This window comes from Desulfosporosinus lacus DSM 15449 (genome assembly GCF_900129935.1).
Classification (GTDB): domain Bacteria; phylum Bacillota; class Desulfitobacteriia; order Desulfitobacteriales; family Desulfitobacteriaceae; genus Desulfosporosinus; species Desulfosporosinus lacus.
This window is the reverse complement of the sequence record NZ_FQXJ01000009.1, coordinates 25,300-42,239: the sequence shown is the minus strand read 5'-3', so window position 1 is coordinate 42,239 and position 16,940 is coordinate 25,300. Positions and strand designations below refer to the sequence as shown.

Sequence of the window (16,940 nt, the reverse complement as noted above, 5' to 3'; positions counted from 1 at the left end):
TTTGTTCGATTTCAATTTAGTCACTATTATCGCGAATATTCCTGCTTTGATGATAGGGTTTGCCTTTCATGAGTTTGCTCATGCTTGGGTGGCTGACCGTTTAGGGGACCCGACACCGCGAAGTCAGGGGCGTTTAACCTTAAACCCTTTCGTGCACTTAGATCTTTTTGGAACCCTTATGGCGCTCTTATATCGATTTGGTTGGGCAAAGCCCGTTATGACTAATCCTCATTATTACCGAGGGGACAAGAGGCGCGGGCAAATTATGGTATCGTTGGCAGGTTCGGTTATGAATTTGATCGTGGCCTTTGTGGTAATGCTGTTATGGTTTGTGACCATGCTTTGGATTCAAGGTTCAGAGTGGTATGATATTATCTATCTTGTTTTCGAGTCTATCGTCTATATGAATCTTGGTTTAGGAGTTTTTAATCTTCTGCCGATTCCTCCTCTCGATGGTTTTGGCGTACTTAGTGGGCTGTTGCCTGAACGGTTTGCTCCCCAGTTGAACATGGTTGAACAGTATGGGATGATTATTCTAATCGTACTTCTCTTCACAGATATTCTCGGAAAAGTACTTTCTCCTGCGGTATTTGGAATATTGCTGGTTTATCAGAAAATCATTACATTACTATTAACACCATTTCTAGGGTGAAGGTAATAGACAGAATCAGAGGTTGTTGGTCAAGAGTGACCAGAGATTTACAAAAGGGGTGTAAATATGAAGGGAAGAATATTTAGTGGAATGCGTCCGACAGGGGCATTACATATTGGGCACCTGAGTGTGATTCAGAACTGGGTGACATTACAGGAGGATTATGAAAGCTATTTTTCGATCGTAGATTTGCATGCCTTGACAACAGGGTATGAAGACAGATTAGACTTTTCCAGCTTAAGGAGGGAGATAGCTTTAGATTGGCTTAGTGTGGGAATTGACCCTCAAAAGAGTGCTATCTTTTTACAGTCTGCAGTTAAAGAACACGCTGAGCTTCATTTGCTATTTTCTATGTTTACCCCCTTATCATGGCTGGAACGGGTACCAACCTACAAGGATCAAATTCAACAATTAAGCCAACAGGGAAAAGATCTTGGAACTTACGGATTCTTAGGGTATCCTCTCTTAATGGCCGCAGATATTTTGGTTTATAAAGCAAATGTGGTGCCGGTCGGAGAAGATCAAATTCCGCATGTCGAGCTTTGCCGGGAGATTGCTCGACGGTTTAATCATCTTTATGGACCAGTGTTTCCCGAACCTAAAGATCTTGTGGGCAAAGTACCTCTCTTGCCTGGGGTTGACGGGCGGAAGATGAGTAAGAGTTATCATAATGCCATATCCCTTACGGCTTCTTCTGAGGAGATTAAGACGAGAGTGCAACAAATGGTAACAGATCCAGCTCGGCTGCGAAAAGATGATCCGGGTCACCCTGAAGTTTGTGTCGTGGATAAATTCCATAAAATCTACACTCCGGAAGTTGCCGAGGTAGAAGAAAAATGTCGCGCAGGAAAAGTGGGCTGTGTGGCGTGTAAACGGCATCTGGCAGAGAATTTAGAGAAGTTAATAAGTCCTTTTAGAGAAAGGCGTGCTTATTGGGAAGAGCCCGGTCGAGTGGAAAAGGTCTTAGAAGAAGGTGCCCAGCGTGCGCGGGTAACCACCTCAGAGACAATGAAAGAAGTTCGTTGCGTCATGGGGCTGTAATGGAACGTGAAAACACTGGTCATCAGGTCGAACTTCCTGCCTACCAGGGCCCGCTTGATTTGTTGTTAACTCTTATTCAACAAGAAAAAGTGGATATCTATGATATCCCGATTGCACGAGTTGCTGACCAATTTGTGGAAGCTGTACGCCAAATGGAATCTATGGACATGGAAGTTACCACAGAATTTCTGGTGCTTGCAGCTCAGTTACTCTATATTAAATCACGCGAGCTTTTGCCAAAACCCCCAAAAAGTGAGCAAAATCCGGTCGAAGAGGAAGATTTACGACAGGAACTGGTTGAACGCTTACTGGCCTACAGGGCCTTTAAACAAGCGGCTAAAGTACTTGAGAACTTGGAAACCTCATCAGGACGATCCTATTATCGCGAAATCAATGTCGAGGGGTTATTGACCAATGTCAAACCGGAAGATCCTCTTAAGGGCATAGATTTTGATGATTTATGGCAAGCGTTTTGCAGAGTAATTGAACGTGCCGAAAAAGGGGAAGAAATTAGATACGTTGAACCGGACGAAATTGCGATTGACATTATGCTTGCAGATGTTTTGCGTCGTGTTTTGCTTCATCCGAAGGGGCTTCGTTTTAACCAGCTCATGAGAATAGGAACGCGTATGGAAATGATTGTATCTTTCTTGGCGTTGTTAGAACTTTTGAAATCTGGAAAGGTGCGCGCTGAGCAAGTAACACTGCTTAGCGAGATTATGTTATATCCAACTGAAAAAGCCTGGGAATTCACGGAAGAGGAGTAGATAGAATTGCTATTTAGGGAACCGGAAACGGCTGCCTTAGAAGCTCTTTTATTTGTTGCCAAGGATCCGCTGACACCAGAATTGCTCGGGGAGATTCTGGAGTTAGACTTAGCGATGATCAAAGAGCTTCTTTATGAGCTTCGTACTCGGTACGCTGTAGACTCCTGCGGATTAACCATTTTAGAGATTAATGGCGGCTTTAAACTAGGTACGAAGCCCAAGGTAGCGCGCTATATAGAAATTTTGTATAAACAACCTGCACAAGCTCTCTCCAATGCAGCGCTTGAAGTGCTCTCTATCATTGCTTACAAGCAACCGGTGACGAGAGGAGAGGTGGACTTCATAAGAGGAGTTCAATCTGATCGCGCCCTAGCAACTCTAGTTGAGAAAGGTCTGGTGAAAGATGTAGGTCGCAAGGATGGACCGGGGCGACCCATTCTTTATGCCACGACAGAGCAGTTTTTACTTCATTTTGGCTTGCGTTCCCTTGAGGATATGCCAGACTTAGAAGCAGGATCGTTTAGTGATGATGAGGTGGCCAGCACTCTAGAGTAGCCGATAAACATAATAAAAGCAATCTTCATTTAATTGGAGATTGCTTTTATTTATCATAGCTATTGCCAATGACACTGTAAAAAGAATCAATTACCTTCATCGAGGATTATTCGAGATGCCAGATAGGTTCCGACTGCAAGTATAATAACAACTAAAACTGTTTCATAGACTTCGAGTAATGGTTTTGATTTCCCTATCTTAAGAATTTTTTGATATAGTTCAGGGGCTTGTTCTTCAATAGCTTTTACTTTATCCTGGAGACTGTCAAACTCTTTCGTAATCTCTTGATATTTTTCGCAAAGCAGTTCGTTTTTCCTTTGTATAATTCTGTCAGTTGAGTTGGTGCGAGTAATAGGTTGCGTTGAATGCGGAGTAGCAAATCTAAAACTTACTGAGTTTCCATCAATTGAAAATTCATTAGCTGAATATCCCGTTTTTCGCAGACCGCCGATAAAGGCATCACGCATAAGCTTGTTTTTCAAGGTGATGTTGATATCCATTGTCAACTCTGAGGGTTCGGAGAATTCGCCCAGCTTAAAACCGGTTAACCACCAATGTTCTCCTTCCCGCGTGAATAGTACATTTCCATTCTTCCTTAAGATAAAGGACATCTGCAACAGGTCGGCATCGCTTGCACAATTATAAAAGGTACCTGTAAAGAAGCCAGGTATCTTTAAATCCAGTGCTCCGGTATAAACTCCTATTTCCCCCCCGGTGACTAAGTCATACTGACCTTTCCAAAATCCAATCATCCATTTTTTTTCATTGTATTCGAAATGAATAGGTTCACAGTCGATGATCATTCCCAGTGGCGCTGCCGCTTCATCAAAAAGTCGGCAGTAGCCAATACTTCTTTGCCAAGGATTCATGATGGAATAGAAAATATCCTGAATTGAATCATAGGAATAACCTGCGATTTCAATTGCTTTATCCAATTCAGAGTTATCTGTTTCCTGAGTTGAAAAGCCGATCTTGTCAACATTTTTGCTGATTGACATTTCGCCTTGAGATTTTATTTGAACGGACATACAGTATCCCCCCTTAGTACATATTATTGGGTTAATGCATTGATTGGTGCATAAATTGTCAAATTTGTTTAAACACAAAATTTAACAAGGGGAGGCAGAAGATGTTCAATTAGTTGATGACTGATAGTATAGCTTTAGAAGGATAACTGCAAATGAAGTGGAATATCATTGCTATATTGCACTCAACAGTTTAGTTTCTGTAGGTTTGAGTTAAAATACGGGTAATATTTAGGGGATAATTCCCTCTCGTGAATAGCGAGAAAGAAAGATTTCTTGCTTATTGCATAATTTTGCATTAACTGGGGAATCTTATCTTTTTAGCACTAGACAGAAAGTATGCTTCGGTTACATACTTTCTGAGTGTCCCTTCTCGCCATCACGGCACCTTGTCTTCCATGGCGGTGCACTAACTCGAACTTCCATGTTTGTGTCATGGCTGAAGGGGCACTCGGTCATCACGGAGCCTTGCCATTCATGGCGGCGCTCTAGTCTCGAACGTCCTGTTCTGTTCGAGTCATGGCCAGCGCATATCAGTGCAAATGAGGCGATCGCCGCCGACTAAAGTCTTGGCTATGGCCAAGTTCTTTAGCTCAGTTTCTAGGATGATGAATGGAGTACGGAGGGGTTTAGGTGCGAGTTTTAGCGTTATTGCTCGCTATGGTTATCTTACTGCTAATCAGCTTTGTTTTAAAAGTACAAGTAGATTTTCGATACCGTCGTATCGAAGAAGAAGATCATATTGATATTGATTTTCGTGCTTTTAAAGGATTATGGCGGGCAAACTATCAGATTCCAACCCTTCAATTAGAGTGGGAAAAAGGACCACAGGTTGAATTTGAACAGGTTGCACAATCAAAAGGAGGAACTCGTAAGACTAAGACTACTGCACGTATTCGCTATATACGGCGCGGCTTTTTAAGCCGGCTGTGGCAGAACATTCCCATGCTGTTGAAGCACATAAATCGCATTAAGAGACAGTTTTATCGAGGGATTCATTGTAAGTCGATCAATTGGCGAGTTGAAATTGGGTACAAAGATGCATGTCATACAGCTATCGCAGCAGGATCTTTTTGGACGATGTTTGGGTTTGCTTTCTCGTACCTTTACAGACAGGTGACGATGGAAGTGCAATCTCCAGCAATAGTAGTAATTCCCCAGTTTAAAAAAGAGGGTTTCTTTTGTGATATTCAATGCATATTCCATCTAAGAATAGGCCATATTATTTTCGTAGGACTGAGATTATTACGAACGTTTAAGCGGGGTATAAGGGGGAAGACAATGCATGGGGAATCATCCGATTGAATCATTAATGAAAACAGCGATGGAGAGTATCCAACAAATAGTCGACGTTAATACCATAGTTGGCGACCCGGTTGAGAGCCCGGACGGTTCGGTGATTATTCCAATTTCCAAGGTTTCATGCGGTTTTGCAGCAGGCGGCAGCGAATTTGCTCCACCTGATGACAAAGAGGGAGGAAATTCTGGAGGAGGCACACCGGGTCAAGGTCCAGCTCTGCCGTTTGGCGGTGGTGCCGGAGCAGGAGTATCAGTGCAGCCAGTAGGCTTTTTGGTTGTCGGCAACGGAAACATTCGACTTCTTCCTGTCGATAGTAATGTGGTAGTTGACCGTTTGATTGATACTGTTCCAGATCTATTAGAGCGAATTACAGGTATGTTTCAAAAGAAAAAGAGAACTACAGACGAGATCATTATTGCCCGAGACTAGACAGGTCGCAATCTGAGAATATGGATCAAGCAGAAAGAACGGGATATCTCGTTCTTTTTTGTTTGTCCCTTTCATACATTTTAGGCAGGGGGTGGGAAATGGTTAATCTCATCTGGCTTTTAATGTTGGCGATCGGAATAATCGTCTCTGCGTTTAATGGTCACATTGAAAATGTTACAATATCTGCGATGAAGGCTGCAGAACTCGGAGTGGAGGTTGCAATAGAACTAATTGGCGTGATGAGTTTATGGTTGGGTCTTATGCGTTTGGCAGAGGAAGCTGGTCTAGTTAAGGGGATTGCGCGTATTTTTGGGCCAGCAATTCGGCGACTGTTTCCATCGCTTAGACCTGATAGTCCTGCCTTGGGTGCTATTATTATGAATTTAAGCGCTAATATATTGGGGTTAGGTAATGCAGCAACACCCTTTGGACTTAAGGCCATGCAAGAACTCCAAAAGGAAAATCCTACACCTGATGTGGCAAGCCCTGCCATGATTACATTTTTAGCGTTAAATACTTCTTGTATTACCCTAATCCCGGCTACGATTATTGGAGTGCGATTAAAAGCAAATTCAGCCAATCCTACTGAAATTATTGGGACGACTATAGTCGCAACCGGATGTGCTATGTTCATGGCGATTTTAGTGGATTACTTTATACGTCACAGGAGGAAGACATGAACGTAATTGCAGAAATATCCCGCTGGGCAATTCCCCTTCTCTTATTACTTATTCCGGTGACAGCCTATCTGCGTAAGGTTCCTGTCTATGAGTCGTTTGTAGAGGGAGCTGAAGAGGGTTTTAAGACAGGTGTGCGGATACTTCCGTTCTTAATTGGGATGCTTGTCTCAATTAGAGTGTTTGTAGACTCCGGTGCTTTAAATATACTGTCGCATTGGCTGCAACCGCTTTTTGCCCTTTTAGGACTGGAGGCTGATTTCGCTGCCATCATTCCTTTAGCAATTATGCGTCCTCTAAGTGGATCGGGAGCCTTAGGAGTAGCAACACAACTAATTAATGAATATGGACCGGATTCCTACATCGGGCGTTTAGCGTCAACTTTACAAGGGAGTACAGATACCACATTCTTTGTGCTAACAGTCTATTTTGGCTCGGTAGGAATCAAAAAGTATCGTTATGCACTTAAATTAGGATTACTGGCGGATATCATTGGATTGATCATCTCGGTCTGGATAGTGACTAAAGTGTTTTATTGACCCCTACTTTGTGCATACTAACAATGAACCGAAAGGGGGCATTGTTAAGTATGCTATATATTGTTTTACCCGCGTATAATGAGGACCAAGCACTTCCGGAATTACTGGCAGATATAGATCACAATTGTGCGGCTATTCCTCACCAAATCGTTGTTGTCAATGATGGAAGTACTGATAGTACTTTCGATGTTATTCAGAATTACGCCCAAACACATGACAACGTGCACGGAGTTAATCATGAGCAAAACCAAGGGTTAGGGGCAGCCATAAACAGTGGTTTCCAATACGTTTTAAATCATAATTATCAAGTCAATTCACCGGACAAGCTCCCCGCTGAAAAACAAGATTCTCCTGATATTGTTATCACCATGGATGCAGATAATACTCAACCTGCAGACTGTATTCCCGTATTGTATGATGAGATTTGTTCAGGTGCAGATCTAGTGATTGCTTCACGATATGTTCAAGGCGGAGAGCAGCACGGACTTTCGTTTGGGCGCAGAGGACTGTCTTGGGGAGCCGGAAGAGTCATGCGGTTTTTTGCACCAATCAAGGGAGTTCGGGATTATTCATGTGGATATCGAGCATATCGACTCAGATTGCTGGCCGAGGGAACCCGACAATACGGACCGAATATCATTAAGAGTCGGAATTTTTCTGGGATGGTTGAACTATTGCTAAAAGTTGCCCCTTTCGCAGAGCGTGTCACCGAAGTTCCCTTAAAACTTCACTATGAACTAAAAAAGGGTGCCAGTAAAATGAGAATTGGAGCAACCATTTGGGGATATTTACAACTCATATATCAGTTGAAACGCAACAAGTGGAGTACCGTGAAATGGGCCGAGGAATAAACCGTATACTCTTGGCAATGATTCTGCTTATTGCCTTAGTGCTCCGTTTACGTGGAATTACGAATCCGCTTTTAGATGATCAGGCCTGGAGGCAGGCAGATACGGCAAGTATGGCAACCCATATGATGGGTCATTTAATGGATTTTCCAAATGTTTTCATACCCCAACTTAATTACGACGGGGTGATACCCCAAAGTGTTGAGTTGGAATTTCCCTTTTTGCCTTATCTTTTGGCTTGGAGTTGGAGTATCTTCGGTTGGGCGGATCTTTGGGGACGTTTGTGGTCGGTCGCCTTATCCTTGGTTACAGTGGCAGGAATTTATAATTTGGGGCGAAATATATTCTCCGATAGGGTTGGACTTTTTGCGGCCGCGATATATTCCTTAATCCCTTTGTCAATCTACTATGGACGAGTTGTTATGCCCGAACCTATGGCCCAAGCCTGGAGCATTTGGGCATTAGCAATGATCTGGAGATGGAGGACTGCTCAAAAGGAGAGCGGGATTTGGCAAGCAGGTTTGGTGATGGCTGGGGCAATACTAGCTAAGCTTCCTCAGCTTATGTTGTTTCCCGTTGCCCTTCTGTTGGGTTTTTGGCCGCATACTGATCGCCGGATAGGGCAACTTATCCGTTACAGCATGATTGTGCTTATCCCGCCATTGGTATATTATTTATGGGTACATTTTAACGTTGCATCTTCCAGTCAATTTGTTTCAGGAATATTGACTGGACAAGTTGTCAATGCAACAAGCTTAGATTGGGAGATATTGAAAAAAAATATTGAACATGGATTTACTGAGACAGTCCTGTTTCTATCCGGAGCTGGGATGCTCCGCATCCTCTTTTTTCGCTCTCAGGCGCGTCTGGCCCTATTGGCTTGGTGTGGGATTAGTGTTTTATATATTGGAATAGTTTGTGCCAGTATTCCTTTAGATTATTACTTAGTGCCTATTTTACCTTTAGCCGCCTTATTAAGTGCTTATGCCCTTGACTGGATACCCTCCCTGCCAGGAACGGCGATTGGTATTGTCTTCCTGGTGTTAATCAACAATGGTTCCTATACTGACTTGGCTCCAAAGTATCAATGGAATCAGGAATATCTCAGTCAAGCTAAGTGGATTAAAGAGCATACTGTACCATCAAGCATCCTGGTATTAAGCGATTCGCCGCCGATGACGTTTTATTATGCACAGAGGGTTGGATTTCGGTTAGACCCTGCCGATACTGAAGTTGCCTTCGAAGTTCTTCAAAGGTTACAGGGGGATTACCTTGTTCATCTTCCTCATAGCACACAGAGCGAACAATTTTGGGGAAAAGTTCAGAATAGTTATCCTGAGGTTGGACCCGGCGTATATGATTTAAGTAATTTAGACAACCCTAGTGACACAAAGGAACTAAATACTAGCAACGGACAGTTAGGAAGGGGAGAATATGGCTCAAGATAAAGAGAATAGAGAACGTTTGCAAAAAGTGTTAGCGCAAGCTGGGGTGGCTTCACGGAGACATGCTGAGCAACTTATTCTAGAAGGTAGAGTAAGTGTAAATGGAGTAAAGATCCCTGCCTTAGGGCATAAAGTGGGGACGGAGGACTATATTGAAGTCGATGGAAAGCCAGTCCAACGCTCTGAAAAACTGCACTATTATCTTCTTAATAAACCCGTTAGTGTAATTACCAGCGTAAATGACCCACAAGGGCGACCCACTGTTATTGATTTAATGAAGGAAGTTCCAGTACGAGTTTACCCGGTTGGAAGGTTAGATTATGACACCTCGGGCGCATTACTGCTTACTAATGATGGGGAATTGGCCCATCGCTTGATGCATCCTTCATATGGAGTCGAGAAGACTTACCGTGTCTGGGTACAAGGTCCGGTTGGTATTAGCGCTCTTGACAATTTGCGCCAAGGTGTACTCCTGGAAGATGGGAACACCGCACCAGCTATTGTAGAGCGTGTTGTGTGCGGTGTTCTCAAAAAGAGTACCGAGAAGTCTAAATCGGATCGTTTAGAAATCTTGGAAGTGACAATTCATGAAGGACGAAATCGCCAAGTTCGTCGGATGTTTGCAGCTGTCGGATATCCTGTACTTAAGCTTGAGCGGGTCCGCTTCGGTTCACTTAGCCAAGGGAATACTCTTCGTCCCGGTGCTTACAGAGCTCTTACCAAAGAGGAAATCCAGGAATTGCGGACCAAAGCAGGATTATGATTTAGGGTAAGTAGGATGATCGAGTTCCTTATTCCACTTCTCAATATCTCTTCCGCCATAGCCGCGCAGGGTATTAGTAACCGCATTAATTTTTTCGTGCTCTGTTTGGATTAGAACAAACCAATGCCCGGTGCGCACTTCATGTTCATAATGGCGTGCGCGAATTTCTGAAAGGCCATAGCTAAGTAGTACCTCAGCAAGCCCGCGACCTTGAGGTTGATGCATGAGCTGACTGGCTAGAGGTCCGGCGACAACCACTTCCCCTAAATTGGGTACGAGAAACGGTGGAGCTTGAACTAGCCAGGTATGATATTTGTCGAAAAAGGGTTCGCTCGGATAATAGGCTAATTCGTTAGCAATTTCTTCACGGTATTGACCTTGATGGAGGTATTCACTTAGAACCACCACGGATACTTTACTATTTGCCAAGGATTCCCCTTGAATTTCTTCAATTGCCTCCTTGGTTTGTTGAGGGCCTTTGAAAATAGCAACGGCTGTTTTTAACATGTAATTTATCCTCCTTTTAAACGCATATATACCCGTTGAAGTTTTCTTAGTATGTCCACAAATTCCAACCCTAAAGCAAGGCTTGCAGGAGAAAATCAAATCTATGGAGAATATTTAATTTATGATGAAATAAAAAGACAGAATGTAGTAAGATGGGGAAACGGAGAGAACCAGTAATGAAGATTCGGATTGGGAATGAGCTCCTGACAGAACACATTCGCGTACGGATTAGAGTGGATTTTCGCGGTGAATCAAAAAATGGACGCTTTTTCTTTGGAGGGAAGAGTAAGGAAATAATGGCTGAAACAATGCGAGAGCAACAAGTTGCTTTACTTCGCAATGTGCCGCTTCAAGGAATCATTATCGAGGATGTAGATCTAAGTTTAGATGTTTATACAGTAGCAGAAGAGAATGGACGCCGACACCATGAGGTTGCCTATGCTCCGATCATTCTAACCTTGCGTATTGAGAATATCGATGATTTGCTCCCTCTCTTGATTAAACCAGAGTTCCGCAAAATTGAATTTTTAAGCCCTGAAAACATATCTCTTCACAGATTAGATATGGAGCGTTTACTCTTTCGACTTAGTCAATCATTTCAGCAGGAATTAAGATTGCTTGAACAAAAATATTTACGCTGACAGGTTATTATTGAAACCAAATACCATAACAAAGAGCAAGGAATGCTAGGGAGAGCTTTTCTTGCTCTTTTGATTTTGAGACATCTATGCATAGTTAAAGAGAAAATAGTAAACAATTTTTAAAGGAGTAATGAATTGGACTTGAAATATCAGGAAAGCAGAGTTATAGTATTCAATGGTGTGATGGTAGAATGGCAAGATGGTCAGGCCACGCTAAGAATGAATATTTAGGAAAGGAGAAGTCAAACGGGGAAAAATGGATAAATATAAAAGTCTACATAAGGAAAGGTGGTATTTGACTTGGAATGGACACAGAACTATTCCGCACTTGGAGGTAGCGTCGGACTAACTGCACTTGTGGTTTCGTTACCGATTTTTTATTTATTATGGGCTTTAGCCATTAAACGTATGAAGGGCCATATCGCTGGGGTATCAACGCTTTTATTTACTATTATTATAGTTGTGCTTGTTTACAAGATGCCATTAGGTATTGCACTTTCAGCAAGTGCTCTTGGAATTCTGAATGGATTGTTTCCTATCGCTTGGATTATTGTAACAGCTGTTTTTCTATATAACCTTACCGTTGAAGCTGGACAATTTGATATAATTAAGAGTTCAATTGCTTCTTTGTCCAATGACCGTCGTCTTCAGGCCCTTCTCATTGCCTTTTCGTTCGGTGCGTTTTTAGAGGGGGCGGCTGGATTTGGTACTCCCGTTGCAATTACGGGTGCGATCTTAATTGGGCTGGGTTTTGAACCTCTCTATGCGGCAGGTCTTTGCTTGATTGCAAACACTGCCCCGGTTGCCTTCGGAGGGATTGGTGCTCCGATTATTGCCGCTGGTGCAGTAACAGGTGTTGATGCCAACCTTATCTCGGCAGCAGTTGGACGTCAACTTCCCTTCCTTTCGGTGTTCATTCCATTATATCTAATTATTCTCATGGCCGGCTGGAAAGGGGCTAAAGAGGTTCTTCCTGCCATTGCTGTTTCAGGAACCACCTTTGCCGTTGCACAGTGGTGGTCATCAAACTATCTCGGACCTATGCTTCCGGATATTATATCCTCGCTATTTTCCCTCATCGCTACTGCTATTTTACTCAAATTCTGGAAACCTAAAAATATTTGGCGCTTTCCGAATGAGAAGGGGGAAAAAATCGAACAATATAAAAAATATTCCGGTGGTCAAATCCTTAAAGCTTGGTCTCCATTTATAATACTTACTATTATAGTGGGAATTTGGGGAACATCTAGCTTTAAGGATTTCATTACAAAGCAACTTCAATGGTTTATAAGCATTCCGCATTGGCCGGGGTTGGATGGATTAGTTGTAAAAACGATGCCAATTGTTACTAAACCAACAGTTTATTCAGCTTATTACAAGTGGGAATTCTTTACTGCTGCGGGGACTGCAATCCTAATCACAGCAATTATAACCATGTTTATTCTTCAAATTAGCCCTGCTAGAGGAGCCAAAGTGGCAAGGGCTACATTGAAAACTCTCATCTATCCCACTATTACGATTGCTTCAGTACTGGGTTTTGCCTATATTGCAAACTATTCCGGACTTTCATATACACTAGGTCTTTTGTTTGCCCAAACTGGTCATTTATTTCCTTTCTTCGCACCTGTACTTGGTTGGATGGGCGTTTTCTTAACCGGTTCAGACACCTCGGCAAACGCTTTATTTGGCCAACTCCAAAATGTTACAGGCCAACAAGTCGGTGTCAACCCTGTTCTGACCATAGCATCGAACAGCTCTGGTGGAGTAGTGGGAAAAATGATTTCTCCACAATCCATTGCTGTAGCGGCAGCAGCAACTGGCTTAGTTGGAAGAGAGTCTGACCTTTTCCGCTTTACACTTAAACATTCACTCTTTCTTTTACTTCTTGTTTGCATTATGACCTACCTGCAGGCATATGTGGTTCCGGGTATGATACCGACGATCGAAACATTTATCCAGTGAACACAAGAAGCTTAAACTGAAAAATTGGCTCTATTATGGGGAAGCGGCAGTTTTTAAAGCCCTTCCCCTTATTATTTGAAGAGAATTTAATTTACATATTGAAATTTAATGATAATTGCATTAATATATGGTTAGATGGTCTGACAGTCAGACAAAATTAAAATTTTCACAATATAGGGGGTAGATGGATGTTAGCTCGTGAAGTCTTACAAGAACTCATTCAAGTGCTGGGTGCGGAGAACGTTCTCACTGAGCAGGAAGACTTACTGACCTATGCTTATGATGCGACCGCCGCGATGAAACATCATAAGCCAGATGTTGTGGTTTCACCGCTTTCTACTGAACAAGTGGCAGAGGTCGTAAAAATTGCTGTACGCCACAATATTCCGATCTATCCACGCGGTTCTGGTACTAATCTTAGTGGAGGAACTATTCCCACAAAGGGTGGTATTGTTCTCTCTATGCTTAATCTCAATAAGATCTTAGAAATAGACCAGGATAACTTGACGGCGACCGTTCAACCGGGGGTGATCATCCAGGCGCTTAATGATGAAGTGCTAAAACTCGGTTTGTTATATCCACCGGATCCTGGAACAGTCACGACCGCAACGATGGGTGGTTCTCTTTCGGAATGCTCGGGTGGATTGCGTGGTCTAAAATACGGGGTAACCAAGCATTATATTATGGGATTGCAAATAGTTTTGGCCAATGGCGAGGTCATTCGGTGGGGCGGAAAAACGGTTAAGAATGTTACAGGATACGATCTAGTAGCCCTCTTTACCGGAGCTGAAGGAACGCTGGGAATTGTTACGGAAATTATCGTGAAATTAATACCATCTCCCGAGGCTCGCAAGAGTATTTTAGCCGTTTTTGATGACGTTGATAAGGCAGGAAAAGCTATTGCTTCGATAATCCGTAATAAGATTATTCCAGCAACCCTCGAAATTATGGATAATGTAACGATTCAAACCGTTGAACATTTTGTCCATGCTGGACTTCCGTTAGATGCTGAAGCTGTCCTCTTGATTGAAGTCGACGGATATAAAGAAGTGGTCGAAAGGGAAGCTGTTTTGGTAGAGCAAATTTTAAAGGACGAGCAGGCTGTCGAAGTTAAAATTGCTAAAGATGATAAAGAACGCGATCTTTTGTGGTTAGCTCGCCGGAGTGCACTTCCCGCCCTTGCTCAAAAAAGACCGACAACAGTCCTTGAAGATGCAACCGTACCCAGAAGTAAAATTCCCGATATGCTTAAAGCAATTCGTAGAATTGCCGATAAGCATAATCTCAATATTGCCACATTTGGGCATGCTGGAGACGGAAACCTGCATCCTACGATTTTGACGGATGAACGAGATCAGGACGAAATGAAGCGGGTTCACTTAGCGGTCGATGAAATCTTCCAGACCGCCATATCTTTAGGAGGGACTCTTTCAGGTGAACACGGGATCGGGATTGCAAAAATGAAATATCTAGATTGGGAGTTTGGAGAAGCTGGTGTCGCTGCATTAAGGCGAATAAAAGAAGCCCTGGATCCCAACTATTTGTTGAACCCTGGGAAGATAGTAAGGAGGGACTAATCGTGTCCGTATATAATTCGCTGGATTCGATTACCGAAGAACTCCATAAATGCATGAAATGTGGAAACTGTATGGCGGTTTGTCCTATCTATAAGGAAACACGCCAAGAGGTTGGAGTTGCAAGGGGAAAGATAAGTTTAGTGGAATACCTCCTTTCTGGAGAAATTGAAATGACCGAGAGGCTGGCTGATCGCTTTTCCCTGTGTACAACCTGTATGGCTTGTAACACTAACTGTCCCTGTGGAGTTCGATTTGATAAGATAATCTTGGCTGCGAGGGCAGAAGCTGTTCGCAAAAAAGGATTGCACCCAGTCAAAAAGATTGCCTTTACTGCGCTCAAGATGCAACGAATGTTTGATTTTGGGATGAAGACAGGAAGCCTTTTTCAGGGCGTAGCCTTAAAGCACGTACCCCACAAAAGTGATCGTATTGCTCGCATGCGTTTTGATATAGGTATAGGAACAGACAAGGTATTTCCTATGCTTGCCAGCAAAACATTGCGTTCTGAGTTTCCGGAAGTGGTTAAGGTCAAAAATCCAAAGATGAGAGTGGCCTTCTTCACAGGATGTATGATAAACTATTTCTATACAGATATTGGAAAAGCAGTTGTTGAGGTTCTCAAAGAAAACGACATTGAAGTGGTCATTCCAAAGGGTCAGGGTTGCTGTGGTATTCCTGCCTCAGTTAATGGGGATGTAGCCTCTGCCAGTGCTTTGGCAAAACGCAATTTAAGAGCATTTGAGAAGTTGGGTGCGGACGCATTAGTTGTTGCCTGTTCTTCTGGAGGGACTGCTTGGAAGCATGTTTTTGGTGAATTGCTAGAGAATGACCCGGAATTTAAAGCATTGGCCGACAAGTGGGCTGGCAAATCATATGATATTTCCGAATTTTTGATTCATAAAGTCCCTTTCAAAAAACAAGGGTTAGGCCGAGTGGACCGGAAAGTCACTTATCATGATCCTTGTCATTTAAATCGTGGTCAAGGGATTAATAAAGAACCGCGAGAAATATTAAAGAGTATTCCCGGGGTAACATTGATTGAAATGAAAGAGCCTGGTCGTTGTTGCGGGATGGCTGGATCCTTTAGTCTCGTTCACCCTGATCTTTCTGTACAGATTTCGGATCGGAAAACAGCCGATATTGAATTGACACACACGGATACAGTCGCAACTGGTTGCCCGGCTTGCAGGTTACAGCTGAAAAGCGGGGTGGAAAATGCAGGAATTGAAGAAGAGGTCCTGCATACAATCCAGATATTGGCTGAATCTTACAGAGCTGGTAAAAATAACTAAATTAGTTCTTTAAAAGTGAGCATACTCACGACCTTAATTGTTGTAAAACATGGGAACACTTTATAATAATAAAGTGTTCCCATGTTTCATATAGGGGTTAGCTATGGTACACTAAGAACGGTTATAGGTATACAACTGGTGTGCGAGGAGTGAATAGGGTGATACTAAAACCCATTAGAACCCGAAAAATATATGAGCAAATTGTTGATCAGATCGGTCAACTAGTTGCTCAAGGGCAGCTAAAACCTGGCGACCGGTTGCCTTCTGAGCGGGAATTAGTTGAACGGTTTCAGGTAAGTCGTGCGTCTATACGGGAAGCCATCAGTGCCCTTGAGATGATGGGATTAATTGAAGTTCGTTCTGGTGAAGGGACTTACATCAGGCAGGTTAACATAGAATCAGTAGTTACACCCCTAGCCTGGATGCTCTTCATCGAGAAAGATACTGATCTGGAACTTTACGAAGCACGCAAAATTCTCGAGGTACAAGCTGCGGGACTGGCGGCTGAGAGAGCAGAGGAAAATGAGATTTGTGAAATGTTTGAAGCCTTGGAAGTCATGCGCAGAGATCTGGAATTGTATCATTTAGGAGAAGAGGCGGATCATAATTTTCATTATGCAATTGCCAGAGCGACGCATAACAAGATCTTGTTTCGTCTAATGAACACTCTTTCGGATACAATGAGAAAGACTTTGAAAAGCAGTCGCAGTAAACTTTATGAACATAAAGATACTCCTGAAAAACTTTATAGAGAGCATCTTTTTATCTACGAAGCCATTAAAAATCACGATGCAGAGAAAGCTCAGAAACTCATGCTAGATCACTTAGTTGGGGTAGAGAACCAACTTGCCAAAGCTATAATCTTAGAGGGTAAATAAAAGAGGCGGAAACACTGCTGAAGTGTTTCCTGCCTCTTTTGG

Annotated in this window: 18 protein-coding genes; 16 read left to right on the top strand and 2 right to left on the bottom strand. The window is 42.9% G+C overall.

Annotated features, from left to right (window positions below):
- The first annotated feature begins 1 nt into the window (after window position 1).
- The 4 genes from BUB11_RS13400 to scpB all read left to right on the top strand — a co-directional run bounded on the left by BUB11_RS13400 (window position 2) and on the right by scpB (window position 3,015).
- Window positions 2-652: a site-2 protease family protein gene (locus tag BUB11_RS13400; RefSeq protein ID WP_427846312.1), complete on the top strand. Its 651-nt coding sequence runs from the start codon at window positions 2-4 to the stop codon at window positions 650-652.
- 66 nt (window positions 653-718) lie between these two features.
- Entirely contained in the window at window positions 719-1,693 is a 975-nt protein-coding gene (gene trpS, locus BUB11_RS13395) for a tryptophan--tRNA ligase (RefSeq protein WP_073030271.1), read from the top strand.
- Window positions 1,693-2,460, top strand: coding sequence for a segregation and condensation protein A (locus tag BUB11_RS13390; protein ID WP_073030270.1), 768 nt, complete (start codon window positions 1,693-1,695; stop codon window positions 2,458-2,460). The genes trpS and BUB11_RS13390 overlap by 1 nt, the downstream gene beginning before the upstream one ends.
- A gap of 6 nt (window positions 2,461-2,466) precedes the next feature.
- The gene (scpB, locus tag BUB11_RS13385; protein ID WP_073030269.1) at window positions 2,467-3,015 is read left to right on the top strand and encodes an SMC-Scp complex subunit ScpB; all 549 of its coding nucleotides are present in this window, start codon (window positions 2,467-2,469) and stop codon (window positions 3,013-3,015) included.
- An 86-nt stretch (window positions 3,016-3,101) separates the two neighbouring features.
- On the opposite strand, the gene BUB11_RS13380 is transcribed toward scpB, so the two are convergent.
- Window positions 3,102-4,043 carry a DUF4474 domain-containing protein gene (locus BUB11_RS13380; protein WP_143187617.1) on the bottom strand — a complete coding sequence of 314 codons (942 nt, stop codon included), beginning with the start codon at window positions 4,041-4,043 and terminating at the stop codon, window positions 3,102-3,104.
- A gap of 630 nt (window positions 4,044-4,673) precedes the next feature.
- On the opposite strand from BUB11_RS13380, the gene BUB11_RS13375 reads away from it, so the two are divergent.
- The 7 genes from BUB11_RS13375 to BUB11_RS13345 all read left to right on the top strand — a co-directional run bounded on the left by BUB11_RS13375 (window position 4,674) and on the right by BUB11_RS13345 (window position 10,041).
- A complete protein-coding gene (locus tag BUB11_RS13375) occupies window positions 4,674-5,345 on the top strand; it encodes a DUF2953 domain-containing protein (protein ID WP_073030268.1) in 672 nt (223 codons plus the stop codon).
- The gene (gene ytfJ, locus BUB11_RS13370; protein ID WP_073030267.1) at window positions 5,326-5,769 is read left to right on the top strand and encodes a GerW family sporulation protein; all 444 of its coding nucleotides are present in this window, start codon (window positions 5,326-5,328) and stop codon (window positions 5,767-5,769) included. The genes BUB11_RS13375 and ytfJ overlap by 20 nt, the downstream gene beginning before the upstream one ends.
- Before the next feature lie 98 nt (window positions 5,770-5,867).
- Window positions 5,868-6,449, top strand: a complete 582-nt coding sequence (locus BUB11_RS13365; protein ID WP_073030266.1) for a nucleoside recognition domain-containing protein — start codon at window positions 5,868-5,870, stop codon at window positions 6,447-6,449.
- Complete coding sequence (locus tag BUB11_RS13360; RefSeq protein ID WP_073030265.1) at window positions 6,446-6,985, top strand: spore maturation protein; 540 nt, start codon at window positions 6,446-6,448, stop codon at window positions 6,983-6,985. Before BUB11_RS13365 ends, BUB11_RS13360 begins: the two co-directional genes overlap by 4 nt.
- Window positions 6,986-7,035: 50 nt before the next feature.
- On the top strand, window positions 7,036-7,836 hold the full coding sequence (locus BUB11_RS13355) for a glycosyltransferase family 2 protein (RefSeq protein ID WP_073030264.1): 801 nt from the start codon (window positions 7,036-7,038) through the stop codon (window positions 7,834-7,836).
- A complete protein-coding gene (locus BUB11_RS13350) occupies window positions 7,821-9,281 on the top strand; it encodes an ArnT family glycosyltransferase (RefSeq protein ID WP_084110287.1) in 1,461 nt (486 codons plus the stop codon). The genes BUB11_RS13355 and BUB11_RS13350 overlap by 16 nt, the downstream gene beginning before the upstream one ends.
- Window positions 9,268-10,041, top strand: a complete 774-nt coding sequence (locus tag BUB11_RS13345; RefSeq protein WP_073030263.1) for a pseudouridine synthase — start codon at window positions 9,268-9,270, stop codon at window positions 10,039-10,041. Before BUB11_RS13350 ends, BUB11_RS13345 begins: the two co-directional genes overlap by 14 nt.
- Here BUB11_RS13345 and BUB11_RS13340 read toward each other — a convergent pair.
- The gene (locus tag BUB11_RS13340; protein WP_073030262.1) at window positions 10,036-10,548 is read right to left on the bottom strand and encodes a hypothetical protein; all 513 of its coding nucleotides are present in this window, start codon (window positions 10,546-10,548) and stop codon (window positions 10,036-10,038) included. The genes BUB11_RS13345 and BUB11_RS13340 overlap by 6 nt on opposite strands.
- 176 nt (window positions 10,549-10,724) lie before the next feature.
- On the opposite strand from BUB11_RS13340, the gene BUB11_RS13335 reads away from it, so the two are divergent.
- The 5 genes from BUB11_RS13335 to BUB11_RS13315 all read left to right on the top strand — a co-directional run bounded on the left by BUB11_RS13335 (window position 10,725) and on the right by BUB11_RS13315 (window position 16,898).
- On the top strand, window positions 10,725-11,189 hold the full coding sequence (locus tag BUB11_RS13335) for a hypothetical protein (protein ID WP_073030261.1): 465 nt from the start codon (window positions 10,725-10,727) through the stop codon (window positions 11,187-11,189).
- Between the two features lie 300 nt (window positions 11,190-11,489).
- The gene (locus BUB11_RS13330) at window positions 11,490-13,151 is read left to right on the top strand and encodes an L-lactate permease (RefSeq protein ID WP_073030260.1); all 1,662 of its coding nucleotides are present in this window, start codon (window positions 11,490-11,492) and stop codon (window positions 13,149-13,151) included.
- Window positions 13,152-13,339: 188 nt separating this feature from the next.
- Complete coding sequence (locus BUB11_RS13325) at window positions 13,340-14,728, top strand: FAD-binding oxidoreductase (protein WP_073030259.1); 1,389 nt, start codon at window positions 13,340-13,342, stop codon at window positions 14,726-14,728.
- 2 nt (window positions 14,729-14,730) lie between these two features.
- The gene (locus tag BUB11_RS13320; protein WP_073030258.1) at window positions 14,731-16,020 is read left to right on the top strand and encodes a (Fe-S)-binding protein; all 1,290 of its coding nucleotides are present in this window, start codon (window positions 14,731-14,733) and stop codon (window positions 16,018-16,020) included.
- Between the two features lie 158 nt (window positions 16,021-16,178).
- Window positions 16,179-16,898, top strand: a complete 720-nt coding sequence (locus tag BUB11_RS13315; protein WP_073030257.1) for a FadR/GntR family transcriptional regulator — start codon at window positions 16,179-16,181, stop codon at window positions 16,896-16,898.
- The last annotated feature ends 42 nt before the right edge of the window (window positions 16,899-16,940 follow it).